This window comes from Rhodocyclus tenuis (assembly GCF_014197755.1).
Classification (GTDB): domain Bacteria; phylum Pseudomonadota; class Gammaproteobacteria; order Burkholderiales; family Rhodocyclaceae; genus Rhodocyclus; species Rhodocyclus tenuis.
Genome location: NZ_JACIGE010000003.1, coordinates 109,562 through 134,953 on the forward strand (window position 1 = coordinate 109,562; position 25,392 = coordinate 134,953).

Genomic DNA, 25,392 nt, shown 5'->3' on the forward strand with positions numbered 1-25,392 from the left:
TCAGAGCGCTCCGGCCAGCCAGCCGCGCGCGCCTTCCTCGTCGGCAAAGACGCGCAGTTCGGCCTGTGCCGACAGCTTGGTCAGCCACACCGCCCAGGCTTCCCAGCGATGCTCGGCGATGACCGCGATGCGGCGGAAGTCTTTGCCGTGCTGGCGCGAGAAAACCACCTCTTCCCAGGCGACATCGACGGTAAAGCCGGCCATTCCGCGCAGATCGAAGTAGAGGTCGACCGGCGCGTCGCCGGCGAGCACCTCGTCGAACAAGGTCTCGAACTGCTTGAAGTCGGCCAACTCGAATTCGCCGAGAACGGTCACTTCAACGCGATGTGGCTGGCGGTCAGTCAGGATCATTGCGCACTCCCTGGAGGTTATTCTGGTCAGGAAGTGTAGCACCGGCGCCCGCTGGCGACGCCCGTCAGCGGCGCGCTGGCGCCTGCCAGCGCCGTCATGCAGGCGCGTTCGACACCCGGCGGGTCAGCCTGCCGGCCGACCGAGCACGCGCCGGTAATACTCGTGAAAGTGGCGCATGCCGTCTTCGAGCGGCGACTGGTAGGGGCCGGTCTCATGCCGCCCTGCCTGCGCCAGCGCGCGCCGGCCGCGGTCCATGCGCTCACCGATTTCGTCGTCCTCGGTCGCCGTTTCCAGGTAGGCCGCCTGCTGCGCCTCGACGAATTCGCGATTGTCGGCGACGATCCCCTCGGGGTAGTAGAACTCGACGATGTTGAGCGTGCGCCCCGGCGACTGCGGCATCAGCGAGGAAACGACCAGCGTCTGCGGATACCACTCGACCATCACGTTCGGGAACAGCGTCAGCCAGACGGCGCCCTGCGCCGGCAGCGCGCCCTGGTGGACCTCGCGCACCGCCCGCTGCCAGCGCGCGTAGGCCGGCGAGCCGCTGCGCTCGAAACGCGTGAGGCCGACGCGCTGCACCGAAAAGCGCTCGCCGAACTGCCAGGCGAGATCGTCACAACTGACGAAGTTGCCAAGCCCCGGATGGAAGGGCGCGACGTGATAGTCCTCGAGATAAACCTCGATGAAGGTCTTCCAGTTGTAGTTGCACTCGTGCGTGACGACGCGGTCGAGGCGGTAGCCGGAAAAGTCGAAAACGTCGCCGTTGAGCGCGGCGAGATCCTTCGCCACCGGGCGCGGCCCGGCGAAGAGCAGGCCCTGCCACGACTGCAGCCGCTGCCGCTCGAGTGCCAGGCACGGCTTCTCCTTGAAGCGCGGCGCACCGACGAGTTGGCCGTCGCTGTCGTACGACCAGCGGTGGATCGGGCAGACGATACGCTTCAGCTTGCCGTTGCCCTGCAGCATGATCGCCTGGCGATGCCGGCAGACGTTCGACATCAGCCAGACGCCGTCGTCGCGGCGCAGCAGCAGGCGCGAGTGATCGACCGCCTCAAGCGTACGATAGTCGCCCACCTCGGGCACCATCAGTTCGTGGCCGACGTAGCCGGGGCCTGCGGCAAAGAAGCGCTGCTGCTCAAGGGCAAACAGATCGGCGTCGGAGTACCAGTCGGGCGGCAATGGGCGGGTCGCCGCCAGTTCGGCAGCGAGGGCAGTGTCGGACATGCAGCGGTCTCCGCAGTGACAGAAAACATGCGCCAGACGCCGCCGGAGATGCGTCCGGCAACAGCGCCGGCGCCTGCCGGGCGCCCGGAGCGGCGTCGATTCTAGCCGCCTTTACAATTGACCAGAAGCCCCCTTTCGGCTATTTTGTCGCGTTTCTTCCGGTTCTTAATTCATGGCGCAATCCGCACGCGAAACCGTCGCAGCGGCGTCCTCCGCCACCGCTGCGGACACTGGTCCGAGCTTCGAAACGGCGCTCGCCGAGCTCGAAACAATCGTCGCACGCATGGAAGACGGGCAGCTGCCGCTTGAGGAATCGCTGACCGCCTACCGCCGCGGCGCCGAATTGCTGCAACGCTGCCAAAGGCAGCTTGCCGACGCCGAACGACGGATCCAGATACTCGATAACGGCACCCTGCGCGAATTCGACGCAGCCGCCGGAGACTCCTGATGAGCACAAATTCCGCAAACCAAGAGGCCGCATTCGGCGCCTGGATGCACGACGTCCAGGCGCGCATCGAAAGCGCGCTCGGCCGCTTCCTGCCGTCCAGCGAAGCCATTCCGGCGCGTCTGCACGACGCCATGCGTTACGTCACGCTCGGCGGCGGCAAGCGCGTACGCCCGCTGCTCGCCTGCGCCGCCGGCGAACTGACCGGCGCGACACCTGAACGCCTCGAAGTCGCCGCCTGCGCGGTCGAGATGATCCACGTCTATTCGCTGGTGCATGACGACCTGCCGTGCATGGACGACGACGTGCTGCGCCGCGGCCGTCCGACCTGTCACGTCGAGTTCGACGAGCCGACCGCGCTGCTCGTCGGCGACAGCCTGCAGACGCTGGCCTTCGGTCTGCTCGCCGGCGATGCCTTCGGCGCTGACGACGATTCACCGGTAACGGCGGCACGCCAACTCGAAATGGTCGGGCTGCTGGCACATGCCAGCGGCTCGCTCGGCATGGCCGGCGGCCAGGCGATCGATCTCGCTTCGGTCGGCCACGCGCTCAACCAGCCCGAACTCGAGTTGATGCACGCGCTCAAGACCGGCGCGCTGATCCGCGCGGCGACGCTGCTCGGTGCGCTCTGCGGCGAGGCGATGAGTGAGTCCGAATATGCAGCGCTCGACCGCTACGCCCGCCGTGCCGGCCTCCTTTTTCAGGTCGTCGACGACATTCTCGACTGCACGGCGAGCACGGCAACGCTTGGCAAGACCGCCGGCAAGGATGCCGCTGCCGACAAACCGACCTACGTCAGCCTGCTCGGTCTCGACGGCGCGCGCGACCTCGCCGAACGCCTGCGCACCGACGCACTCGAAGCGCTGTCCGGCTTTGGCCAGGGTGCCGATCGTCTGATCGCACTCACCGATTTCATCACCCATCGCAAGTTTTAGCCCGCCAGGGCGAGGCGTCCGGGAACTGCCATGTCAAATACGACGAACACCTATCCGCTGCTCGACAGCATCGATGACCCGTCAGCACTGCGCAAGCTCGACCGGCGGCAACTGCCGCAACTGGCCGACGAGTTGCGCACCTTCCTCGTCAGCTCGGTCGCCAAGACAGGTGGCCACCTGTCGTCGAACCTCGGCACCGTCGAACTGACGATCGCGCTGCACTACGTCTTCGACACGCCTTACGACCGTCTCGTCTGGGACGTCGGCCACCAGACCTACGTGCACAAGGCGCTCACGGGACGGCGTGCCGGCATGGACCGGCTGCGCATGCACGGTGGGATTTCCGGCTTCCCCAAGCGCTGCGAAAGCGAGTACGACACCTTCGGCGTCGGCCACTCGTCGACCTCGATTTCGGCCGCTCTCGGCATGGCCGTTGCCGCGCGCATGAAGGGCGAAACGCGCAAGACGGTCGCGGTGATCGGTGATGGCGCCATGTCCGCCGGCCAACCGTTTGAAGCGCTGAACAACGGCGGCGTCACCGACGCCGACCTGCTGGTCGTACTCAACGACAACGACATGTCGATTTCGCCGCCGGTCGGCGCGCTCAACCGCCACCTCGCCCGCCTGTTTTCGGGCAGCACCTTCAATGCCGCGCGCCGCGCCGGCGAGAAGATGCTCGGCGTCGCGCCGTCGCTGCTCGAGTTCGCGCGCCGTGCCGAAGAGCACGTCAAGGGAATGCTGACGCCGGGAACGATGTTCGAGGAATTCGGCTTCAACTACATCGGCCCGATCGACGGCCACGACCTCGATTCGCTGATCCCGACGCTGCAGAACCTGAAGAACCTGCGCGGCCCCCAGTTCCTGCACATCATCACCAAGAAGGGACAGGGCTACCAGCAGGCCGAAGCGAACCCGATCCTCTACCACGGCGTCTCGAAGTTCCAGCCCGAAGTCGGCATCCTCGAAGGCAAGGGCGGCGGCAAGCCGACCTATACGCAGATTTTCGGCGACTGGCTGTGCGACATGGCCGCCGCCGACAAACGTCTGGTGGCGATCACGCCAGCGATGGGTGAAGGCTCGGGAATGATCCGCTTTGCGCGGCAATACCCGGACCGCTACTTCGACGTCGGCATCGCCGAACAGCACGCGGCGACCTTCGCCGCCGGTCTCGCCTGCGAAGGACTGAAGCCGGTACTGGCGATCTACTCGACCTTCCTGCAGCGTGGCTACGACCAGCTGCTGCACGACATCGCGCTACAGAACCTGCCGGTCGTCCTCGCGCTCGACCGTGGTGGCCTCGTCGGCGCCGATGGCCCGACGCACCACGGCGCCTTCGACCTGTCGTTCATGACCTGCATCCCGAACATGGTGATCATGGCACCGGCTGACGAAAACGAGTGCCGACGCATGCTGACCACCGCCTTCCGCTACGACGGCCCGGCTGCCGTGCGCTACCCGCGCGGCAGCGGCATGGGCGTCGCCATCGAACCCGAACTGAACGAGCTGCCGCTGGGCAAGGGCGAAATCCGCCGCCGTGGCCGCAGCGTCGCGCTGCTCGCCTTCGGCAGCATGCTCGCGCCGGCGCTTGCCGCTGGCGAAGAACTCGGTGCCACCGTCGCCAACATGCGTTTCGTCAAGCCGATCGACCGCGATCTGATTCTCGAACTCGCCGCCGAGCACACGCTGCTCGTCTCGCTCGAGGAAAACGCGCTGGTCGGCGGCGCCGGCTCCGAAGTCGCGCGCGTCCTCGAAGAAGCCGGCTGCCCGACGCCGCTGCTGCGCCTCGGCCTGCCCGACCGCTTTGTCGAGCATGGCGACCAGTCGCTGCTGCTCGCCGAACTCGGCCTCGACCGCGCCGGCATCGTCGCAACGGTTCGTGAACGCCTTGGCGCGGCGCCCCTATTGAGAACGGTGGCGTGAGCAGCACCACGCCGCCTGCAGGAGAAGAAATGCCCCAATCCCCCACGCCGCGCCCAGGCGCGGCGATGGCCGACGTGCAAAGCTCGGCCGATACGCGCCAGATCGCCATCAACAAGGTCGGCATCAAGGCGATCCGCCACCCGGTGAAGGTGCTCGACAAGTCGGGCGGCATCCAGCACACCATCGCGGTCTTCAACATGTACGTCGGCCTGCCGCACAACTTCAAGGGCACGCACATGTCTCGCTTCGTCGAGATACTCAACACCGAGGAGCGTGAAATCTCGGTCGAGAGCTTCCCGGCGATGCTGCGCCACATGGTCGACCGGCTGGAAGCCGAAACCGGTCACATCGAGATGAACTTCCCGTTCTTCATCAACAAGGCGGCGCCGGTTTCCGGCGTGCAGAGTCTGATGGACTACGACGTGACGCTGATCGGCGACATCCGCGACGGCGAGATCGAAGCAACCTTGCGCGTCGTTGTGCCGGTAACCAGCCTGTGCCCTTGCTCGAAGAAGATTTCCGAGCGCGGCGCACACAACCAGCGCTCGCACGTCACCGTCACGCTCTGCGCCGACGATCACGTGTGGATCGAGGAAATCGTCGACCTCGTCGAAAGCGAGGCCTCGTGCGAGCTGTTCGGCCTGCTGAAACGCCCGGACGAGAAATACGTCACCGAACGCGCCTACGACAACCCGAAGTTCGTCGAGGACATGGTGCGCGATGTCGCCGCACGCCTCAACGCCGACCCGCGCATCCGCCGCTATACGGTCGAATCGGAGAATTTCGAGTCGATCCACAACCACTCGGCGTACGCGCTGATCGAGAAAACGCCCGACTGATCGTTCGGCCGCTCACCGCGCACCGCGCCGCGATCCAAACAAAAAGGGCAGCGTCCGCAGACGCTGCCCTTTTTCTTGCGCTTGCCGCCGGGCGCGCAGCCGCGGCGACAAAGACCGGTGATCAGGCCTTGCGCGCGGTCAGCTTTTCCTTGATGCGCGCCGACTTGCCGGAACGCTCGCGGAGGTAGTACAGCTTGGCGCGACGCACGTCGCCGCGACGCTTGACCTCGATCGCTGCCAGCAGCGGCGAATAGGTCTGGAACGTCCGCTCGACGCCCTCGCCCGAGGAAATCTTGCGCACGATGAAGCTGGAGTTGAGACCGGCATTGCGCTTGGCAATGACGACGCCTTCATAGGCCTGCAGACGCTCGCGCGTGCCTTCCTTGACCTTCACCTGAACGATGACGGTGTCACCCGGCGCGAAGTCGGGGATCGTCTTGCCCAGGCGGGCGATTTCTTCCTGCTCGAGTTGCTGGATCAGATTCATTGTTGATACTCCTTTTTTGCTTGTCTGACCGCATTGCTCCAGTGCTTGCGCCGGGAGTTGCGAATTCTCCTGAAAATCGCCAGGAGTTGCGTACTGCATTGCGTACTTCGACTGCGGCCCGTAGCCAGCCGCCAGCGGCAGCGCTTACGAGTCCTCCTGAAACCGCGCCAGGAGTTGCGCTTCCTCTTTCGACAACGTCCGCCCCGCAATCAGCTCGGGACGCCGCTGCCGTGTCCGCACCAGCGCCTGTTGCAGGCGCCAGCGCCGGATTTCTTCATGGTGACCGGAGAGCAGCACGTCCGGCACCCGCAGCCCCGCGTATTCCTCGGGCCGCGTGTAGTGCGGGCAATCGAGCAGGCCCGCCACAAACGAATCCTGTTCCGCTGATTCGGCGTCGTTCAGCACCCCCGGCAATTGCCTGACGACGGCATCGATCAGCGCCATCGCCGGAATCTCGCCGCCGGAGAGAACAAAATCGCCCAGCGATATTTCTTCATCAACGCAACGCTGCAGCAAGCGTTCGTCGATTCCTTCATAACGTCCGCACAACAACACCAGCCCGACACCCGCCTGCGCATCCGCCGCCAGCTCGCTGACCCGCCGGTGTGTCAGCGGCGCGCCCTGCGGCGACAGACAGATCACCCGGCTGGTTGCAGAACCGGCAGCGGCCTGACGCTGCTTTGCTGCGCCGATCGCCGCTTCCAGCGGAGCCGCCAGCATGACCATTCCCGGACCGCCGCCGTAGGGACGGTCATCAACCGTGCGCCGCTCGTCGTGCGTGAAATCGCGCGGATTCGACAAACCGAGTTGCCACAGCCCCTTCTCGTGCGCCCGCCGCGTCACGCCGTACTGCGCCACCGCGGCAAACATCTCGGGGAAAAGCGTGACCGCTTCGACCAGCAGCAACGGTCGCGTCTCCCCTGCGGGCGACGCCGGACTTGTCGTCACCAGTCGGCTTCCCAATCGACGCGGATGCATCCCGCACCAATGTCGACCGACAGCACCACCGCCGCAACGAAGGGCAGCAAGCGTTCCGGCTCGCCCTCGACACCAACTCGCAGAACATCGTTGGCGCCGGTTTCGATAAGCCCGAGCACACGCCCGAGCGGCTCATCGCGGGTATTCAACACCTGCAGGCCGATCAGATCAGCCCAGTAATACTCATTCTCGCGTGCCGGTGGCAGCGCCGAACGCGGCACACCGACCAGCATTCCCTTCAAGGCCTCGGCAGCATTCCGGTCAGCGACACCGTCGAATTCGACGACCACGCTTTCCCCGTGCACGCGACCCCTGCGCAAACGACATTCGCGCCAGTTGCCAGTTACCTGCTCCTCGCGGCCGAGCCACCAGACCGGCAACTTTGCCCACGCGACAGGATCGTCGGCGAACGGATGAATCTTCAACGCACCGGCAATTCCCCAGGCATCGACAACTTTGCCGAGGACGACGAACGCCGACGCATTTTCCACCGCAGCCCCCCCCGCCTCTGCCATGACCGGGGTCGCCGGCAGAGACGAAGACTGACTGGCGGACAAATCAGCGGTCAGCGGAGAACTCAGGCCGCGACCTTGGCGCCAGCCTGCTTGACCAGACGAGCAACCGTCGGCGACAGCTGGGCACCCTGCTGCTGCCAGTAGTTCAGGCGGTCAGCAGCGATGCGCAGGCTTTCCTCGGCGCCAGCGGCGACGGGGTTGTAGAAGCCGATACGCTCGATGAAACGGCCATCGCGGCGGGTACGGGAATCCGCGACCACCAGGTTATAGAACGGGCGCTTCTTGGCGCCGCCGCGAGCCAGTCGAATGACTACCATGACACTCTCTTCCGGATTCAGAAAAAGGGCAGGATTATAACAAGAAACCGCGAGAAAACAAGCTGATATTCCGGCAGCAAAGCTGGACTGCCGGACACGTTCCGGCGCGCCATGGTTATAATCGTTCAGCTCACACCGGCCGGCGCCCAAGCCCATAGCGATGAACGATCCGATCCTAGCAGCTGACAGCGACCCGGCCGCCGCCACAACGGGCGGCGCCACTGACGAAATTTCCTGTCTGCGCGCAATTGCCGACTGGCTGAATGTCCGCCATCCGGCACAGCCGCGCGATGAGCTTGAAGCCCTGCGCGGCCATCTCCTTGCCCTGCGCGAGATTGCCGCCACGAACGACGAGCGCGCGGCACTGCTCGAACGGCTTTTTGATCGCGCGTTGCCACTGATCAACGCACTGACGCCAAGCCTGCTCGACCACGAGTTGCCGCTGCCGCGCAGCACCGGGCGCACCCTGCGCGTCATGCACGAACTGCTCTGGCAACTCGCGGCAGACCTGCCGGCCGCAAGCGCGCTTGGCGATGCCGCGCACGACGGCGAAGCGGCGACAGCAGCGATACGCTCAGGTGGCGCACTGTGGCGCAGCGTCGACGCGCTCGCCCGACATCTGCTGCTCAGCTACCTGACGGCATCGCCGGCGAGCAGCGGCGTCTGGCTGGCGCTGCATCAGCGCCACGTGCAAGCGGTCCGTCTCGGTCTTGCCGAACACATTCCGGCCGCCGCGACGCGCAGCCTGCGTCAGGTCTACAACGCTGCGCTGCTCGTCGCCTGCGCCCATCCGGCGGCGCTGACGGCGCGCGAAATCAGCTTCGTTGCCGCTTTTGCCGAGCGTTTCGCCGGACAGGTCGACGCCCCGTCGGCACAGGCTCCGGCTGGCTCGGCGACCTTCTGGATTGACCCGCTGCGTGACCAGCCACCGGCGCCGCTGGCGCGCCGCGCACCGCCACCGGACAGCGGCGCGCTGTTCTTCTCCTGTGCAGCGCTCGCGACTCTGGTCGAAAGGCACATGACTGCAGCCGGCGACGCGACAATCGACACTTCACTGCCGGTAACTGCAATCACGCCCGAGCAGCGCGGCACATTGCGCCACCTGCTCAACTGCTGGGGCGCGCCACGCAAGCGACGCTTCCTGCGGCGCCGGCAGTCGAGTCGCGCGCAACTGTGTGCCGGACTGACGGCGGTCATTGCGGCGCTGCGTGGCCAGGATTCGGCACCGCTGTCAGACTGGATGATCATCAACGAAAGTCCGGACGGCTATGCAGTGATGCATGTCGGTGGCGACAGCGGCCCGCTGGCTGTCGGCGAAGTCGTCGCCGTCCGCTGCAGCGAAGACGATAGTGGGAAAGACCGGCACTGGCAGATTGCCATGGTGCGCTGGGCCATCTCCGAAAACCCCGAACACCTCGAACTCGGCTTGCAGATCGTCGCGCCGCTGGCGCTGCCGGCACTGCTCGCGCTGCCCGCCAGCGGCACGACACAGGCGGCGCTGCTGCTGCCGGCCGCGCCACCGCTGCATGAACGGACGAAACTGCTCATCGCCGCCGCGGCGCTACCTGCGGTCGAAGAAAAGCTGATCGTCGTCGTCGATAGCGGACGGGTCGACGTGCGCGAGCTGCACATCGCGCACACCGAGGAGCTGACGCCGAGTCTGGCGCTGTTCGCCGTTCAGGCCGACGAGCGCGTCTGAGTATCGGCTCCGCCTTCAACGGCCGCGAATTCGGGCAGGGTCGCGGCGATCAGCGCACCAATCAGCACCACCGCCCACGACAGGTAGAGCCAGATCAGGAAGATCGGCACCGTCGCGAACGCGCCGTAGATCGTCTGATAGAAAGGAAAGTGCTGCAGGTACAGCTCGAAGGCCTTCTGCATCAGCGCAAAGGCGAGCGCGGCGGCGATGCCGCCCCAGGCCGCATCGCGCACGCGCACGCGGACATTGGGCAGCGTGTAATACAGTCCTCCGAAAAACAGCGCCGGCACGAGCACGCCCATCGCCTTGAACGCCAGACGACGTAACCAGGGCGGTTCGTCGGCAAGACCGAGCGACACCGTCACCGCGTAGGAAATCGCTGCGGCGACGCCACCGAGCGCCAGCGGCCAGAGTGCGACCAGTGCCGCGTACAGACGCAGCCGCTGCCACCAGCGCCGCCGCGGCGCCCGCCAGACATGGCCGAAAGCACGCTCGATGGTGAGCAGCAAAAGAAACGCTGATGCCACCAGCAGGAGCAGGCCGGCGACAGTCACCTGCGCGGCCTTGTGCGAGAACTCGAGCACGTAGCGGGCGATCAGCCCGGCAGAGCCTTCGGGCAGCAATTTATGCACCAGATAGCGGTCGATCTGCTCGGCAAAATCCGGAAAACTCGGCAGCAGCGTCGCCAGACTGACGATCAGCGCAACCAGCGGCACGAGCGAGAGCAAGGTGGTGAATGCCAGGCTGGCGGCGACCTCGTCGAGATTCTCCTCGCTGAACCGGCGCACGAGGCGCCGGAGCAAACGCCGCAGCGGCGAAACCGGGCGCGCGATCACGATACCGGCCAGCGGCACAGCGAAGGTGCCGGCAGGAGAGGGAATGAAGGATGGCGGCGCGCGGTCAACACGAAGCGAAACGGAAGGAGGAAAACCATGGCGAGAGATTCATCGGTGCCGACAAGGCTGCGCTTCCGGTGCAGCCGGAAAGAACCGCCATCCGCGGCGGCCCGCGGCGAAAGGTGGACAAAGCCGGCAAGGTGTCGGCGGCAGACGCTGCCGACGTCGCCCGTATAATAGCCCGATGAGCGAAATCCTCGTCCTTTACTACAGCCAGCGCGGTTCGGTGCGCGCGCTGGCGCAGCAGATCGCGCGCGGCATCGAATCGGTGTCCGGTGTCGGCGCGCGCCTGCGTACCGTGCCGAAAGTCGCCAGCGTCTGCACCAGCAGCGCGCCGGCGGTGCCGGAAAGCGGCGCCCCTTATGTCGAGCCCGCCGATCTTGACGAATGCAGCGGACTCGCGCTCGGCAGTCCGACGCGTTTCGGCGCCATGGCGGCGCCGATGAAGTATTTCTGGGACGGCACCATCACGCAGTGGGTGAATGGTTCGCTGGTGGGCAAGCCGGCCTGCGTGTTTACCGCGTCGGGCAGCATGCACGGCGGCCAGGAAACGACGCTGGTGTCGATGATGTTGCCGCTGCTGCACCACGGCATGCTCATCGTCGGACTGCCTTTTACCGAGCCGGCGCTGTCGACCACGCGCAGCGGCGGCACGCCTTACGGCGTGAGCCACGTCGCCGGCAGCGACGGCGACCCGGAACTGAGTGCCGACGAACGCCAGCTGGCCTTTGCCCAGGGACAGCGGCTGGCCACGATCGCGCGCCGCCTCGCTGGCGGCGGCTGACGGCGCCTTGCGCGAGCTGCCCGCCAGCGCTCTTTCACCACCATTTTCCCCGCGTCCTTAGCCGCCCCGGAAGCCATGACCCGACTCGCCCTGAATGCCTCGATCGTCAGCCTGATTGCGCTGATCTTCCTCTGCCTCGCCTGGGAATTGCGCCTGGCGCCGATCCATCCCGGCGGCTCGTGGCTGGCGCTGAAGTGCCTGCCGCTGCTGCTGCCGCTGCGTGGCGTGCTGCACGGTCGCCGCTACACCTACCAGTGGGTATCGATGCTGATCCTTGCCTACTTTGCCGAAGGCATCGTCCGCGCCACCACCGAACAGGGAATGTCGCAGGCGCTGGCCATCGCCGAAATCGTCCTCTCGTTTGTCTTCTTCATTGCCAGCGTGGCCTACGCCTACCGGACGCGGCCGTCGGCGCAGGCAGGCAAGCAAGCGCAATAAAACCGGGCGACGCGGCATGGCGGGCGCCATGCCGCAGCGAGCCCGCGTACGCCCTACACGTCGCCCTGCGGATTGACGCGTTCGAGCGACGAGTGCAGCTTGTTCAGCGCGTTGAGGTAGGCCTTCGCCGAGGCAATGACGATGTCGGTATCGGCGCCAGCGCCGTTGACGATGCGCCCCTGTTTGGCCAGCCGCACGGTGACCTCACCCTGCGCGTCGGTGCCGGTGGTGATCGCGTTCACCGAATAGAGCAGCAGTTCGGCACCCGAACCGGCAATCGACTCGATGGCGCGGAACGACGCGTCGACCGGGCCGCCACCGGTGGCCTGCGCCTTCTGTTCGCTGCCGCCAAGCGTCAGCGTCAGCGTCGCCTGCGGCGTTTCGCCGGTTTCCGAGCAGACGTGCAGGTAAACGAGCTTGTAGTGCTCCTCGCCGGCGCTCACCGCCTCGTCGGAGACGAGCGCCTGCAAGTCCTCGTCGAATATCTCGTGCTTCTTGTCGGCGAGTTCCTTGAAGCGCGCGAAAGCGGCGTTCACCGCCTCGTCGCCGGCGAGCTCGATACCCAGCTCGGCGAGCCGCGACTTGAAGGCATTGCGCCCGGAGTGCTTGCCGAGCACCAGCTTGTTCTGCGCCCAGCCGACGTCCTGCGCGCGCATGATTTCGTAGGTTTCGCGGTGCTTGAGCACGCCGTCCTGGTGGATTCCCGACTCATGCGCGAAGGCGTTGGCGCCGACGATGGCCTTGTTCGGCTGCACCGGGTAGCCGGTGATCTGCGAGATGAGCTTCGACGCCGGAACGATCTGCGTCGTGTCGATGCGCGTCTCGACCGGGAACAGGTCGGAGCGCGTCCTCACCGCCATCACCACTTCTTCGAGCGAGGCGTTGCCGGCACGCTCGCCGAGGCCGTTGATCGTGCATTCGACCTGGCGTGCGCCGGCGAGCACCGCCGCCAGCGAATTGGCGACGGCCATGCCGAGGTCGTTGTGACAGTGCGTCGACCAGACCACCTTGTCGGCGCCCGGTACGCGCTCGATCAGCGTGCGCATGCGCTCGCCCCAGACTTCGGGAATCGAATAGCCGACGGTATCGGGGACGTTGATCGTCGTCGCGCCGGCCTGGATCACCGCGTCGAAGATACGCACCAGGAAATCGAAGTCGGAGCGCACCGCGTCCTCGGCCGAGAACTCGACGTCGTCGGTGTATTCGCGCGCCAGCTTGACCGCCCGCACCGCTGCCTCGACGACCTGGTCGGGGCTCATGCGCAGCTTCTTCTCCATGTGGATCGGGCTGGTGGCGATGAAAGTGTGGATTCGTCCCGACGCCGCCGGGCGGATCGCCTCGCCGGCGCGGCGGATGTCGTTATCGTTGGCGCGCGCCAGCGAACAAACGGTCGACTCCTTGATCGTCTCGGCGATGGCGTGGATGGCGTCGAAGTCGCCCGGCGACGCGGCGGCGAAGCCGGCCTCGATCACGTCGACGCGCATGCGTTCGAGCTGGCGGGCGACGCGCAGCTTTTCCTCGCGCGTCATCGACGCGCCGGGGCTTTGTTCGCCGTCGCGCAGGGTGGTGTCGAAAATGACGAGGCGCTGTTTCATGAGCTGACTCCGAAGATAGTCAAGGAAGCCCGACACCGGATCCGGAAATCAGGGCGGAGTGCACAGGATTGTAGAGGGAGAGGGTCGGCGCGCGAAGCGCCGCGGCGAAACAAACCCTGTTGCCGGAGCGCCGGCATTAGACTCGCCAGCACCGCGCGCACCATCCCGGCACAAGGGACGGGCGTGCGTCAGTTCAGCCGGGGTTCGGCGTCTTGCGCTTGAGCAGACGAATCGCCGCCTGTACGTAGCCGGACAGCGCGTAGACGACGAAGAGCAGGAACAACGCTGCCGGCGTGTCGTAGGAAATCACTGCGAAGCCCAGCGCCATGGCGACGATGAAGATGAAGGGCACGCTGCGGCGCAGGTTGATGTCCTTGAAGCTGTAGAAACGGACATTGGTCACCATGGTGATACCGGCGAAGATCACCAGCACGCAGGCGATCCAGCGCACGTCGAAGGCAGCGATGCCGTTGTCGATCGCCACCCAGACAAAGCCGGCGACCAGCGCCGCCGCCGCCGGGCTCGGCAAGCCCTGGAAGTAGCGCTTGTCGACGACTTCGAGCGTGGTGTTGAAGCGCGCCAGACGCAGCGCGGCGCCGACGCAGTAGATGAAAGCGGCGATCCAGCCGAGCCGGCCCATGTCCTTGAGCGCCCAGACATAGACTACCAGCGCCGGGGCGACGCCGAACGAGACCATGTCGGAGAGCGAATCGTACTCGGCGCCGAAGGCGCTCTGCGTTCGCGTCAGTCGCGCGACACGACCATCGAGGCCGTCGAGCACCATGGCGACGAAGATGGCGACCGCGGCCAGCTCGAACGCGCCCTTCATCGCCTGGACGACGGCGAAGAAGCCGCAGAACAAGGCGGCCGTCGTGAACAGATTGGGGAGAACGTAAATCCCGCGCCGACGCAACTCGGGATTGAACAGGGTCTTGCGGGGCTTTATTTCCGGCATGTTTCAGGCAAGTTCGGCCAAAACGGTGGTCGAAGCATACACCTTTTCGCCAATCGTCACCTTGACGCGGGCGTCAAGCGGCAGATAGACATCAAGCCGCGAACCGAAGCGGATGAAACCGTAGCGCTCGCCGCGCACCAGTTGCTTGCCGGCATCGACGTAGCAGAGGATGCGGCGGGCGACGAGGCCGGCGACCTGCACCGAGGTCACATCCTGGCCGTCTTTGGTGCGCAGCCACAAGGCATTGCGCTCGTTCTCGGTCGATGCCTTGTCGAGCGCGGCATTGACGAACTTGCCGGGGTTGTACCAGCGCTGCTTCACCTCGCCATCGACCGGACTGCGTTGCGAATGCACGTTGAAAACGTTCATGAACACGCTGACCTTGATCGCCTGACGATCGAGATAGGGATCGCGCACTTCCTCGACAACGACAATGCGGCCATCGGCCGGCGCGACGACGCTCTTGGCGTCGCCCGAGATGACGCGCTGCGGATCACGGAAGAACTGCAGGACGAAGATGGCGATGATCCAGAACGGAAAGGCCGGCATCGCGCCGAAGCCGAGATGGACGCCAATGGCGACGGCGATAGCGATGGCGAGGAAGGGCCAGCCTTCGCGGGCAATGATGGGGTGCGGGTAATTCATCGGGCGGAAATCGTCCAGACAGTGGCGGCGAAGCGCCGGATGGGCGGCGGCACGGAAGCCGGGGAGAGACAAGCCAGCGTGCGGCCGATGCTGCGAAGCGACGAATACACGGGCAAAAACTGCAGCAACTATAGCGAAAACGGGCGCGACCGGTCGGCCGCGCCCGCTCTCAATACGTAAAACTTAGTTCTTCGACTGGTCGACCAGCTTGTTCTTGCGGATCCACGGCATCATTTCACGCAGCTTGCCGCCGACCACTTCGATCGGATGCTCGGCATTGAGACGGCGGCGCGCGGTCATCGACGGGTAGTTGGTCTTGCCTTCGAGGATGAACTGCTTGGCGTACTCGCCGCTCTGGATGCGCTTCAGGGCATTGCGCATGGCGTAGCGCGACTCCTCGTTGATCACTTCGGGGCCGGTCACGTACTCGCCGTATTCGGCGTTGTTCGAGATCGAGTAGTTCATGTTGGCGATGCCGCCCTCGTACATCAGGTCGACGATCAGCTTCAGTTCGTGCAGACACTCGAAGTACGCCATTTCCGGCGCGTAACCGGCCTCAGTCAAGGTTTCGAAGCCCATCTTGACGAGTTCGACGGCGCCGCCGCAGAGCACGGCCTGTTCGCCGAAGAGGTCGGTCTCGGTCTCTTCACGGAAGTTGGTCTCGATGACGCCCCCCTTGGTGCCGCCGTTGGCCGCCGCGTAGGACAGCGCAACATCCTTGGCCTTGCCGGAGACGTCCTGATGCACGGCGATCAGCGAGGGAACGCCGCCACCCTTCAGGTATTCGGAGCGCACGGTGTGGCCCGGGCCCTTCGGCGCGACCATGATCACGTCGAGGTCGGCACGCGGCACGACCTGGTTGTAGTGCACGTTGAAGCCGTGCGCGAAGGCCAGCGCGGCGCCCTTCTTGATGTTCGGCTCGACGTCGTTGTAATAGACGGCAGGAATGTTCTCGTCCGGCAGCAGGATCATGACGACGTCGGCACCTTCAACAGCCTTGCCGACTTCCTTGACCTTGAGGCCGGCCGCTTCGGCCTTCGCCCAGGAAGCGCCGCCCTTGCGCAGGCCGATGGTGACCTTGACGCCGGAATCGTTGAGGTTCTGCGCGTGGGCGTGGCCTTGCGAGCCGTAACCGACGATGGTGACCTTCTTGCCCTTGATCAGCGAGAGATCGGCGTCCTTGTCGTAATAAACTTTCATGCGATTCCTTTCAGGTGCGTGAGCGCGATAGTTGAAACGGGCGAAATGAGCTCAAGTGCGGGAAAACCAGCGCAGCGACCGACTCCGGAGCGTCGGTGCGGCCGCCACCTCACACTTTGAGGATACGGTCGCCGCGGCCGATGCCGCTGACGCCGGTACGTACGGTTTCGAGGATCAGGCTGCCGTCGAGCGCCTGGATGAAAGCGTCGAGCTTGGCCCCGGGACCGGTGAGTTCGACCACATAGGTCGATTCGGTGACGTCGATGATGCGCCCGCGGAAGATCTCCGCCATGCGCTTCATCTCCTCGCGGTCCTTGCCGGCGGCACGGACCTTGATCAGCATCAGCTCGCGCTCGATGTGCGCGGCTTCCGACAGGTCGACGACCTTGATGACGTCGATCAGCTTGTTCAGCTGTTTGGTGATCTGCTCGAGTACTTCCTCGGAGCCGGAAGTGACGATGGTCATCCGCGACAGCGAGGGGTCTTCGGTCGGCGCCACGGTCAGCGACTCGATGTTGTAGCCGCGCGCCGAGAACAGCCCGGCGACGCGCGACAGCGCACCGGCTTCGTTTTCGAGCAGGATGGAAATGATGTGTCGCATGTCGTCGCCCCTCACAGATCTTCAGCCAGAATCATTTCCGACAAGCCCTTGCCCGCTGCCACCATCGGGAAGACATTGGCTTTCGGATCGGTGCGGAAATCGATGAAGACGAGTTCGTTCTTGTGCTCGATGAACGCCTTCCTGAGCGCCGGTTCGACGTCTTCCGGCCGGTCGACGCGAATGCCGACGTGGCCGTAAGCTTCGGCGAGCTTGACGAAGTCGGGCAGCGAATCCATGTACGACTCGGAATAGCGGCTGCCGTAGAACATCTCCTGCCACTGCCGCACCATGCCCAGGTAGCGGTTGTTGAGCGAGATGATCTTGATCGGCAGGCGGAACTGCTTGGCCGTCGACAGCTCCTGGATGCACATCTGGATCGAACCTTCGCCGGTCACACAGGCGACGGGGCGGTCGGGATTGGCAAAGGCGGCGCCGATGGCGTAAGGCAGACCGACGCCCATGGTGCCGAGACCGCCCGAGTTGAGCCAGCGCCGCGGCTTTTCGAACTTGTAGTACTGCGCCGCCCACATCTGGTGCTGGCCGACATCGGAGGTGATGATCGCTTCGCCGCCGGTGATCTCGTGCAGCTTTTCGATCACGTACTGCGGCATGATCACGTCGCTCTTCGCTTCGTAGCGCATGCAGTTCTTGCCGCGCCAGCCCCCGATCGTCGCCCACCAGTCGGCGAGCGCCGTCGCGTCGGGCTTGGCCTTGTCGGCGTCGAGCAGACGCAACATCTCTTCGAGCACGTCGGGAACGCTGCCAACGATCGGCACGTCGACCTTGACGCGCTTGGAAATCGACGAGGGGTCGATGTCGATGTGAATGATCTTGCGCGGCACGTCCGAGAAGTGCTCGGGATTGCCGATGACGCGGTCGTCGAAGCGCGCGCCGATGGCCAGCAGCACGTCGCTATTCTGCATCGCCATATTGGCTTCGACAGTGCCATGCATGCCGGGCATGCCAAGGAACTGGCGGTCGCCGGCCGGGTAGGCGCCGAGACCCATCAGCGTGTTGCAGACGGGGAATCCCAGACGACGCACCAGACGTGTCAGCGGATCGGCGGCGTTCGACAGGATGACGCCGCCACCGGTGTAGATCATCGGCCGCTTGGCGTCGAGCAGCAGCTGCACGGCCTTGCGGATCTGGCCGAGGTGCCCCTTGACCACCGTGTTGTACGAACGCATCTGGATCGTCTTCGGGTAGTCGAACTCGCACTTCGCCGCGGTGATGTCCTTCGGGATATCGACGACCACCGGGCCCGGACGGCCGGTGCTGGCGATGTGGAAAGCCTTCTTCATCGTCACCGCCAGATCGCGCACGTCCTTGACCAGGAAGTTGTGCTTGACGCAGGGCCGCGTGATGCCGACGGTGTCACACTCCTGGAAGGCGTCCTGACCGATGTAGGCCGTCGGCACCTGTCCGGTGATGATCACCAGCGGGATCGAATCCATGTAGGCGGTGGCAATGCCGGTAACGGCATTGGTCGCGCCCGGACCGGAGGTAACCATGGCGACGCCGACCTTGTGCGACGAGCGCGCCAGGCCATCGGCCGCATGCACGGCAGCCTGCTCATGGCGGACAAGAATGTGCTTGACCTTGTCCTGCTTGAACAGCTCATCGTATATATGGAGGACGGAACCACCGGGATAGCCGAAAACATACTCGACCTTTTCTTCCTGGAGGCACCTGATTACAATCTCCGCACCGGTCATCATCATCGCCGTCGCCTTACCAAGCTGAGTGCTCGAAAAAGCCGGTTACGTTAATGCCTGAGCCCCGATTGGTCAAGGCTTGCGCCCCCGGCGCACGACGGCAAGCAGGCCATGCTTACCGGTTTTGCAAAGGATTCCCCTTCTGGCCAGCCAACGCGAACTGTCCGACTTTCTTGCTGCTGTTGAACGCCGCGCCTTCAAACAGGCGATGTTTGCCGTTCACAACGAAGATTCTGCGCTCGACATCGTGCAGGACTCGATGATGAAACTGGCCGAAAAGTATGGCGACCGTCCGGGCGAAGAACTGCCGATGCTTTTTCAGCGCATCCTGCAGAATACGATCCGCGACTTCTACCGGCGCAGCAAAGTTCGCTCGACATGGACGACGCTGTTTTCGGCACTGTCACCGAGCGACGACGAAGACCACGACCCGCTGGAGAGTCTGCTGTCGGAAAACGACAACGAGTCGGTAAGCACGCCACACGCGCAGTTCGAGCAGGCACAGGTACTCGAATTGATCGAAAAAGAAGTAAAGGCGCTGCCGCCACGTCAACGCGAAGCCTTCCTGATGCGTTACTGGGAAGATATGGATGTTGCCGAGACCGCCCAGGCGATGGGCTGCTCGGAAGGCAGCGTCAAGACGCACTGTTCGCGCGCCACACATACGCTGGCCGCCGCGCTCGCAGCAAAAGGAGTGACTTTATGAACGAAATGCAGGAACTGCAGTTTGCCCGGCAGGTCAGGCTGCAGTTGAACCGTGGACTGCACGAGATGCCTTCCGCCACCAGCGAACGTCTGCGCGCAGCACGCGAACGCGCGTTGGCGCAGCAGCGGGTCGCGGTGCGTCAGTCGGCACTGGCATCGGTCGGCAATTTCCTGCACTCGCACTTCGAGCGCCTGCATGTCGAGCAACTGCTGGCGGCCTTGGCCTTGGCACTGGGCATCGGCTTTGCCGCGTACTGGCACGCCGACCAAAGCCTCACCGAAATGGAAGAAATCGACAGCGCGCTCCTCGCTGATGAGCTTCCGGTTGGCGCACTCACCGACAAAGGCTTCGACGCATGGTTAAAAAACTCCTCGGCGGAATAGCGCTGAGCTGTTTTATTTGCGTCTGTAGTTGGGCGGGACCTGCAGCGGTGGTGACGCCGGCGGCGGTCGTCGCCACGCCAGCGCAGCCGAAATGGAACGAACTCAGCTTCCAGCAGCAAAGCATCCTGGTCCCGCTGGCCAGCGACTGGAACCAGATGGAGAACTACCGGCGCAAAAAATGGCTGGGGATCGCCCAGCGCTTTGCGACGATGTCTCCGGCGGATCAGAAACGGGTCCAGGCGCAGATGTACGAGTGGGCCAAGCTGACGCCGCAGCAAAGGCAGGCGGCGCGTGAGAGATACCAGACCGTGACGCAACTGCCGCCGGAAAAGAAGCAGGAACTGAAGGAAAAATGGGAGGTTTACGTAAACCTTCCCGAGGAAGAGAAACGCAAGCTGCAGGAACAGGCGGCAAGCGTCGCCGCTGCCAAGAGCCGCCACGCTGCGCCGGCGGGAACGCTCCCCGCCATCCCGCCGAAGACGTCAAAACCTGCCGATGCAGCCGCCGTCAGTGCGGGCGAAACCAGCAGTCCCGCCATAATTGCGCCCGAGCAGGCGCCACACCCCTAATGAGCAATCACGCAAATGTACCGCCGGCAATCTCCCGGCGGCTGGCCGGCATGGCCTACGAGACGATCCTGCTCGCCGCGGCGCTGCTGATCCTGATGCTGCTGCCGCACGTGCTCATCGGCGCGTTCACCCATCGACTGGCAACGCCGCCGGTGCTGCAGGCGCACTTCTTTCTTTCGCTGCTGCTTTACTTTGGCTGGTTCTGGACGCACGGCGGGCAGACGCTGGCGATGAAAACCTGGCGCCTGCAACTGAACGACGTCAGCGGCGGTCCGGTGCGTCCGGGGCAGGCGCTGCTGCGCTACTGCCTCAGTTACCCGAGCCTGCTGCTTGGCGGCATCGGCATTTTCTGGGCCTTGTTCGACCGCGACCGCCAGTTCCTGCACGACCGACTGTCTGGCACCCGTATCACGCTGCTGCCGCCCGCCGCGAAAAAGTGAACGGGTTGGCCGATGGCGCGCCAGTGCCATCGGCGAATGCCGGCACCCCGCAACACTGCACCGGCAGTACGATTTGCGCTGCCAGCCTTAGCGCCGCTCGCTCCAGGCAAGCATCGCCATCGCCGCAAGCAGGAACAGCGCAGACGGCGCGATGGCACTCGACAAGGGCGGCCAGTTGTTGATGACGCCGAGGCTCGAGAACAACCCGTTGAGCATGTGGAAGAAGATGCCGATCATGACCCCGGCGAATATCTTCAGACTGACGCCGCCGACGCGGTCATGCCCATAGCCGAAAGGCAAGGCCAGCGCAACCATGACGAAGGCCGCCAGCGGATAGATGATCTTCTTCCATAGCGCGATTTCGTAGCGCTGTGTCTTCTGGTGGTTTTCCGCGAGATGGTGGATGTAAGCGGTGAGATGCGCGAACGACATCCGCTCGGGAACGACCAGCAACACCGAAAGAATGTCCGGGCTCAGCGCCGAACTCCAGAGCATCTGGGGCTTCTTCTCGACACGCGCCCGATCGCCGTCTAGGATCGTCTGGACGACGCCCGTCAGTTGCCAGCCGGCCGGGGCCTTGTACTCGCCCGCTTCCGCCTCGCTCACCGAGCGCAACCTGGCCTGTTCGTCGAACTCGTAGATACGCACGCCGCGCAAGCCGGCATCGGGCAGCACCGTACGCACGTTAACGAATGTGCGCTCGTCCTTGACCCACAAGCCGGTGCGGAATTCCTGCGCGACGATGCCGCCGGAAGCCTTCAGCCGCTGCTGGTTGGCCGCACGTTCGGCCGGCGGCGCGACGAACTCGCCGATGAGGAAGGTCGTCACCGCCGCCAGCCCGGCAACGATGAACAGACTGCCGAGCAGTCCGCGCGTCGACAGCCCCGAGACGCGCAACACGGTGATTTCCGAATGCCGCGCCAGCGTGGTCAGTGCATAGAGCGTGCCGATCAACACCGCGACGGGCATCAACTCATAAACACGTCCCGGCAGACGCAGCAGAACGTATGCGAGTGCATGCTGCAGCTGGTAGCCATTGCGGCCGACGTCCTTGAGTTCGGCAATCATGTCGAAAAAGCCGAACAAGGCGAGAAAAGCGACGAGAACGAGCAGCACCGACGCCATCGTTTCGCGCAGCAGGTAGCGCTGGTAGATCTTCATCGGCGCAGCTGCAGGAAAGAGGTGACGGCGATACGCCGGTAAAAGAGCAGCGGCAGCAGGGCAATCATCAGGACGTGCACGCCGAACATGCCGACGACAAAAGATACCTTGCCTTGCGCCACCCAGGCCTGGCCGATCGACAAGAGATTGCTGTAGATCATGTAGGTGAACAGTGCGACGAGCATGTTGGCCGAGCGACCGGCGCGCGGATTGACGAAAGACAGCGGAATTGCCAGCAGGGCGAGCACCACCGTCGACAGCGGAATGCCGATGCGCCAGAGAAGCTCGGCCTGGTTAACCGCCTTTTCGTCCCGGAGCAGGTCGCGGGTGGACATGTTGCGCGGCGTGCGCTCGATGCCTTGCGCTTCTTTTGTCTCGATCCGCACCGCGTAGCGGTCGAACTCAAGCACGCGAAAAGAGGGAATACCCGGCTCGACCTCGTAACGCCTGCCATCCTCGAGCACCATGAAACGGTCGCCATTGGCTGCGCTTTCCTGATGACCAGTCGCCGCCATCGTCACGCCGAGGCGCTCGTTCTGCACCGAGCTGACAAAGACATTGCGCACCGCGCTGGAGTCCTCGGCCACGGCCTCGACAAAAACGACGCGATTGGCACTGCTCGCCTCCTGAAAGGCGCCCGGCGAGACCTGACCGGCATCGCTGCGCGTGCTGAGTTTCTGCCGGAACTCTGCACTTTGTGACAAAGCCCAGGGCGACAGGAAAAATGACAGGACCGCGACCGCAAGCACCAGCGGTGCGGCAAAGGCGAGCACCGGGCGCACCCAGGCGGTCAGCGGCAAACCTGAAGAAAACCAGACGACCATCTCCGAATCGCGATAGCTGCGCGAAAGTGTCAGCAATATGGCGATAAACATGGCCAGCGAGAGCAGGACAGGCAGGTAATTGAGCGCTGCAAAACCGAGCAGAGCGATCACTGCCTCGGGCGCTACCTTGCCTGCTGCCGCCTCGGTGAGCAGGCGGATCAACTGGGTCGTCGCCATGATGGCGAAAAGTGCGACGAAGATGCCGGCCGCCGCGTGCGTCAGCTCGCGCCGCACGGCGCGATGAAAGATCATCTTTTGACTTTAATGAAATACAACTGTGATAATCAGTTCTTTTGCAAGCAACTTCTCTGGCGGAGGGACGGCGCGTGGAATTTAGCATAAAAAGCGGCAGCCCGGAAAAGCAGCGCAGCGCCTGTGTCGTCGTCGGCGTTTTCGAACCACGCAAGCTTTCGTTGCCCGCCGAGTTGCTTGACAACGCTGCCCGCAACTACCTTTCCGACGTCATCCGCGGCGGCGACATGGAAGGCAAGGCCGGCTCGACGCTGCTGCTGCACAAGGTTCCCGGCACGCTGTGCGACCGCGTCCTGCTAGTTGGCCTGGGCAAGGAAAAGGAATTCCGCGAGAAGGAATACTGCCAGGCGATCCGTTGCGCGGTAAAAACGCTCAACGAAACCGGATCCTTCGACGGCGTCATTTTCCTCACCGAAATCGCTGTCAGGAAGCGCAGCGTCGCCTGGCGGATCCGCCAGGCGAGCATCGTCGCCCGCGAAGCCGTCTATCGTTTTGACCGTTTCAAGAGCAAGAAGGACGAGGTTCGCCGGCCACTGCGCAAGCTCACCTTCGCCGTCGAGCGACGCAACGAACTGGCGGCAGCGGAAGCGGCACTGGCGCAGGGAATCGCCATCGCCGACGGCGTCGCTCTGACCAAGAACCTCGGCAATCTGCCGGGCAACATCTGCACGCCGACGCACCTCGCCGAAACGGCGCAATCGCTCGCCCAGGAATACGGATTCGACTGCCAGATTCTCGAAAACGCCGACATGGAAGCGCTCGGCATGCACGCGCTGCTGGCGGTCGCCCGCGGCTCGCGGCAGGCGCCGAAACTGATCGTCGCGCACTACCGTGGCAGCAGCGGGGGCGCAGCGCCGCTGGTGCTGGTCGGCAAGGGAATCACTTTCGACAGCGGCGGCATCTCGCTCAAGCCCGGCGCCGAGATGGACGAGATGAAGTACGACATGTGTGGCGCCGCCACCGTGCTCGGGGTTCTCAAGGCATGCGCGGCAATGAAGCTGCCGCTGAATCTGAGCGTGATCATCCCGACGGCGGAAAACATGCCCGGCGGCAACGCCAGCCGGCCCGGCGACATCGTCACCTCGATGTCCGGACAGACGATCGAAATCCTCAACACCGACGCCGAAGGTCGCCTGATCCTCTGCGACGCGCTGACTTACGCCGAAAGCCTGTCGCCGGAAACGGTGATCGACGTGGCCACGCTCACCGGCGCCTGCGTCGTTGCACTCGGCCACGTTGCCAGCGGCCTTTTCGCCAACGACGACGGCCTTGCCCGCGAGTTGCTCGGCGCCGCCGACGAGGCGCACGATCGTGCCTGGCAATTGCCGCTCTGGGACGACTATCAGGAACTGCTGAAGAGCCCCTTTGCCGACATGGCCAACATCGGCGGGCGCTGGGGCGGAGCGATTACCGCCGCCTGTTTCCTCTCGCGCTTCACCAAGAAATACGAGTGGGCGCACCTCGACATCGCCGGCACGGCCTGGAAGAGCGGCGCCGACAAGGGCGCCACCGGGCGGCCGGTGCCCTTGCTTGCGCACTATCTGCTCAAGCGCGCCGAACTGCTCACCTGAGCGCAAACACCTTGACCCAGGTCTTTTTCTACCACGACGCCAGCGACCGCATTGCCGCCGCGGCCGTGCTCATCGGCAAGGCGTTCGCGCAGAAGAAAGCGCTGCTCGTCTTCGCACCCGAAGCTGCCGTCGCCGACGCCATCGACCGGCAGCTGTGGCTGCATCCGCCCGGCAGCTTTGTTGCGCATGTGCGCGCCGAATCGCCGCTCGCCGCCGAAACGCCGGTGGTGATCACGCGGCAACTGGAGCAGCCGCAACAGTGCGAGCGCCTGTTCAGTCTCGCCGACGAAATACCCGAAGGCGCCGAACGCTTCGCGTCGATCATCGAAGTCGTCGGCGACGACGCCGAAGCGCGCAATGCCGGCCGCGAACGTGTTCGCCGCTATCGCGAACGCGGCTTCGCCGTGTCTTTCATCGACCTCGCCGGACGCGGCTGATGGACATCGACCGCGCAACCGGCGCGCTGGTGCTTCGCGCCGACTCCTTGATGCAGAAACGGCGCAGCTTCATCGCCACGCCGCGCCCCGTCGTTGCCCCGCCGGCGAATCCTGCCGAGCCGCTGGCGCCGCCAAGCCCCGCCGTAGAGCCCGCGCCGGCCGGCAACGAGGACGATCTGCCGGTCCTCACCGAAGTCATCCCACCGGAAGCCACGCCTGCGGCCATGCCGGCAGCGGCGATCGAAGAAGCGCTGGCGCACCGCCTCGCCAGCGAACTGGCGCAGGCCGTCGGCGAACGGCTGGAAGCAGAGCTGCCGGCGCTGATCGACGCCAGTTTCGCGCGCATCGAGGGCGATCTGCGCCGCGACCTGCGCGCCATTGCCGAAAACGCACTCAAGGATTTTCTCGCCCGGCGGCAGCAACTGCCGGCGCACGAAGAGCCCCCGGCGCGCGACTGATCGGCTCAGCGGCCCCGCGCCGCGCCAGCCCGCCGCGGCGTCGATACGCCATCCG

The 25,392-nt window shown here is 64.7% G+C and carries 29 protein-coding genes; 14 read left to right on the forward strand and 15 right to left on the reverse strand.

The features are described 5' to 3' along the window. Window positions 1–351 carry a SpoIIAA family protein gene (locus tag GGD90_RS05560; RefSeq protein WP_153115265.1) on the reverse strand — a complete coding sequence of 117 codons (351 nt, stop codon included), beginning with the start codon at window positions 349–351 and terminating at the stop codon, window positions 1–3. Between the two features lie 123 nt (window positions 352–474). After that, window positions 475–1,572 (reverse strand): aromatic ring-hydroxylating oxygenase subunit alpha, encoded by a 1,098-nt coding sequence (locus GGD90_RS05565; protein ID WP_153115266.1) that lies wholly within the window; start codon window positions 1,570–1,572, stop codon window positions 475–477. 172 nt (window positions 1,573–1,744) lie between these two features. Between GGD90_RS05565 and GGD90_RS05570 the strand changes: the two genes are divergently transcribed. The 4 genes from GGD90_RS05570 to folE2 are packed head-to-tail and all read left to right on the forward strand — an operon-like array spanning window position 1,745 to window position 5,711. Further along, window positions 1,745–2,020, forward strand: a complete 276-nt coding sequence (locus tag GGD90_RS05570; protein WP_153115267.1) for an exodeoxyribonuclease VII small subunit — start codon at window positions 1,745–1,747, stop codon at window positions 2,018–2,020. Then, complete coding sequence (locus GGD90_RS05575) at window positions 2,020–2,952, forward strand: polyprenyl synthetase family protein (protein WP_153115268.1); 933 nt, start codon at window positions 2,020–2,022, stop codon at window positions 2,950–2,952. The genes GGD90_RS05570 and GGD90_RS05575 overlap by 1 nt, the downstream gene beginning before the upstream one ends. Window positions 2,953–2,982: 30 nt before the next feature. Beyond that, the gene (gene dxs / locus GGD90_RS05580; RefSeq protein ID WP_153115269.1) at window positions 2,983–4,872 is read left to right on the forward strand and encodes a 1-deoxy-D-xylulose-5-phosphate synthase; all 1,890 of its coding nucleotides are present in this window, start codon (window positions 2,983–2,985) and stop codon (window positions 4,870–4,872) included. A gap of 29 nt (window positions 4,873–4,901) precedes the next feature. Further along, complete coding sequence (gene folE2 / locus GGD90_RS05585; RefSeq protein WP_153115270.1) at window positions 4,902–5,711, forward strand: GTP cyclohydrolase FolE2; 810 nt, start codon at window positions 4,902–4,904, stop codon at window positions 5,709–5,711. Between the two features lie 121 nt (window positions 5,712–5,832). On the opposite strand, the gene rplS is transcribed toward folE2, so the two are convergent. The 4 genes from rplS to rpsP form a co-directional block, all read right to left on the reverse strand. After that, on the reverse strand, window positions 5,833–6,198 hold the full coding sequence (rplS, locus tag GGD90_RS05590) for a 50S ribosomal protein L19 (protein ID WP_153115271.1): 366 nt from the start codon (window positions 6,196–6,198) through the stop codon (window positions 5,833–5,835). Between the two features lie 144 nt (window positions 6,199–6,342). Then, complete coding sequence (gene trmD / locus GGD90_RS05595) at window positions 6,343–7,176, reverse strand: tRNA (guanosine(37)-N1)-methyltransferase TrmD (RefSeq protein WP_153115272.1); 834 nt, start codon at window positions 7,174–7,176, stop codon at window positions 6,343–6,345. Next, window positions 7,143–7,691, reverse strand: coding sequence for a ribosome maturation factor RimM (gene rimM / locus GGD90_RS05600; RefSeq protein WP_153115273.1), 549 nt, complete (start codon window positions 7,689–7,691; stop codon window positions 7,143–7,145). Before rimM ends, trmD begins: the two co-directional genes overlap by 34 nt. 62 nt (window positions 7,692–7,753) lie before the next feature. Beyond that, window positions 7,754–8,008: a 30S ribosomal protein S16 gene (rpsP, locus tag GGD90_RS05605; protein ID WP_153115274.1), complete on the reverse strand. Its 255-nt coding sequence runs from the start codon at window positions 8,006–8,008 to the stop codon at window positions 7,754–7,756. A gap of 160 nt (window positions 8,009–8,168) precedes the next feature. Between rpsP and GGD90_RS05610 the strand changes: the two genes are divergently transcribed. After that, window positions 8,169–9,707, forward strand: coding sequence for a hypothetical protein (locus tag GGD90_RS05610; protein WP_153115275.1), 1,539 nt, complete (start codon window positions 8,169–8,171; stop codon window positions 9,705–9,707). On the opposite strand, the gene GGD90_RS05615 is transcribed toward GGD90_RS05610, so the two are convergent. Then, the gene (locus GGD90_RS05615; RefSeq protein ID WP_184414963.1) at window positions 9,686–10,495 is read right to left on the reverse strand and encodes a YihY family inner membrane protein; all 810 of its coding nucleotides are present in this window, start codon (window positions 10,493–10,495) and stop codon (window positions 9,686–9,688) included. The two genes, GGD90_RS05610 and GGD90_RS05615, sit on opposite strands and share 22 nt — an antisense overlap. Window positions 10,496–10,787: 292 nt before the next feature. Between GGD90_RS05615 and wrbA the strand changes: the two genes are divergently transcribed. Both wrbA and GGD90_RS05625 read left to right on the forward strand, forming a co-directional pair. Then, window positions 10,788–11,387: an NAD(P)H:quinone oxidoreductase gene (wrbA, locus tag GGD90_RS05620; protein ID WP_153115277.1), complete on the forward strand. Its 600-nt coding sequence runs from the start codon at window positions 10,788–10,790 to the stop codon at window positions 11,385–11,387. A 75-nt stretch (window positions 11,388–11,462) separates the two neighbouring features. Then, a complete protein-coding gene (locus GGD90_RS05625; RefSeq protein ID WP_153115278.1) occupies window positions 11,463–11,825 on the forward strand; it encodes a DUF2069 domain-containing protein in 363 nt (120 codons plus the stop codon). 53 nt (window positions 11,826–11,878) lie between these two features. Here GGD90_RS05625 and GGD90_RS05630 read toward each other — a convergent pair whose 3' ends face one another. The 6 genes from GGD90_RS05630 to GGD90_RS05655 form a co-directional block, all read right to left on the reverse strand. Further along, a complete protein-coding gene (locus GGD90_RS05630; protein ID WP_153115279.1) occupies window positions 11,879–13,420 on the reverse strand; it encodes a 2-isopropylmalate synthase in 1,542 nt (513 codons plus the stop codon). A 193-nt stretch (window positions 13,421–13,613) separates the two neighbouring features. Beyond that, window positions 13,614–14,375, reverse strand: a complete 762-nt coding sequence (pssA, locus tag GGD90_RS05635) for a CDP-diacylglycerol--serine O-phosphatidyltransferase (RefSeq protein ID WP_153115280.1) — start codon at window positions 14,373–14,375, stop codon at window positions 13,614–13,616. 3 nt (window positions 14,376–14,378) lie between these two features. Continuing rightward, the gene (locus GGD90_RS05640) at window positions 14,379–15,020 is read right to left on the reverse strand and encodes a phosphatidylserine decarboxylase (protein WP_153115281.1); all 642 of its coding nucleotides are present in this window, start codon (window positions 15,018–15,020) and stop codon (window positions 14,379–14,381) included. A gap of 183 nt (window positions 15,021–15,203) precedes the next feature. Further along, entirely contained in the window at window positions 15,204–16,220 is a 1,017-nt protein-coding gene (gene ilvC / locus GGD90_RS05645; RefSeq protein ID WP_153115282.1) for a ketol-acid reductoisomerase, read from the reverse strand. Between the two features lie 109 nt (window positions 16,221–16,329). Continuing rightward, window positions 16,330–16,821 (reverse strand): acetolactate synthase small subunit, encoded by a 492-nt coding sequence (gene ilvN / locus GGD90_RS05650; protein WP_153115283.1) that lies wholly within the window; start codon window positions 16,819–16,821, stop codon window positions 16,330–16,332. An 11-nt stretch (window positions 16,822–16,832) separates the two neighbouring features. After that, window positions 16,833–18,542, reverse strand: coding sequence for an acetolactate synthase 3 catalytic subunit (locus tag GGD90_RS05655; protein WP_153115284.1), 1,710 nt, complete (start codon window positions 18,540–18,542; stop codon window positions 16,833–16,835). A gap of 118 nt (window positions 18,543–18,660) precedes the next feature. Between GGD90_RS05655 and GGD90_RS05660 the strand changes: the two genes are divergently transcribed. The 4 genes from GGD90_RS05660 to GGD90_RS05675 are packed head-to-tail and all read left to right on the forward strand — an operon-like array spanning window position 18,661 to window position 20,634. Further along, on the forward strand, window positions 18,661–19,242 hold the full coding sequence (locus GGD90_RS05660; protein ID WP_228273631.1) for an RNA polymerase sigma factor: 582 nt from the start codon (window positions 18,661–18,663) through the stop codon (window positions 19,240–19,242). 5 nt (window positions 19,243–19,247) lie between these two features. Next, window positions 19,248–19,625, forward strand: a complete 378-nt coding sequence (locus GGD90_RS05665; protein WP_184414965.1) for a DUF3619 family protein — start codon at window positions 19,248–19,250, stop codon at window positions 19,623–19,625. 47 nt (window positions 19,626–19,672) lie between these two features. Then, window positions 19,673–20,194 carry a DUF3106 domain-containing protein gene (locus GGD90_RS05670; RefSeq protein WP_184414967.1) on the forward strand — a complete coding sequence of 174 codons (522 nt, stop codon included), beginning with the start codon at window positions 19,673–19,675 and terminating at the stop codon, window positions 20,192–20,194. Continuing rightward, window positions 20,194–20,634 (forward strand): RDD family protein, encoded by a 441-nt coding sequence (locus tag GGD90_RS05675; RefSeq protein WP_153115287.1) that lies wholly within the window; start codon window positions 20,194–20,196, stop codon window positions 20,632–20,634. The genes GGD90_RS05670 and GGD90_RS05675 overlap by 1 nt, the downstream gene beginning before the upstream one ends. A gap of 87 nt (window positions 20,635–20,721) precedes the next feature. On the opposite strand, the gene lptG is transcribed toward GGD90_RS05675, so the two are convergent. Both lptG and lptF read right to left on the reverse strand, forming a co-directional pair. After that, the gene (gene lptG, locus GGD90_RS05680; protein ID WP_153115288.1) at window positions 20,722–21,795 is read right to left on the reverse strand and encodes an LPS export ABC transporter permease LptG; all 1,074 of its coding nucleotides are present in this window, start codon (window positions 21,793–21,795) and stop codon (window positions 20,722–20,724) included. Then, window positions 21,792–22,871: an LPS export ABC transporter permease LptF gene (lptF, locus tag GGD90_RS05685; RefSeq protein ID WP_153115289.1), complete on the reverse strand. Its 1,080-nt coding sequence runs from the start codon at window positions 22,869–22,871 to the stop codon at window positions 21,792–21,794. The genes lptG and lptF overlap by 4 nt, the downstream gene beginning before the upstream one ends. A gap of 74 nt (window positions 22,872–22,945) precedes the next feature. Here lptF and GGD90_RS05690 point away from each other — a divergent pair, with 74 nt between their 5' ends. The 3 genes from GGD90_RS05690 to GGD90_RS05700 are packed head-to-tail and all read left to right on the forward strand — an operon-like array spanning window position 22,946 to window position 25,337. After that, entirely contained in the window at window positions 22,946–24,442 is a 1,497-nt protein-coding gene (locus tag GGD90_RS05690) for a leucyl aminopeptidase (protein ID WP_153115290.1), read from the forward strand. A gap of 11 nt (window positions 24,443–24,453) precedes the next feature. After that, entirely contained in the window at window positions 24,454–24,879 is a 426-nt protein-coding gene (locus tag GGD90_RS05695; protein WP_153115291.1) for a DNA polymerase III subunit chi, read from the forward strand. After that, window positions 24,879–25,337: a hypothetical protein gene (locus GGD90_RS05700; RefSeq protein ID WP_153115292.1), complete on the forward strand. Its 459-nt coding sequence runs from the start codon at window positions 24,879–24,881 to the stop codon at window positions 25,335–25,337. Before GGD90_RS05695 ends, GGD90_RS05700 begins: the two co-directional genes overlap by 1 nt. Window positions 25,338–25,392: the final 55 nt, after the last annotated feature.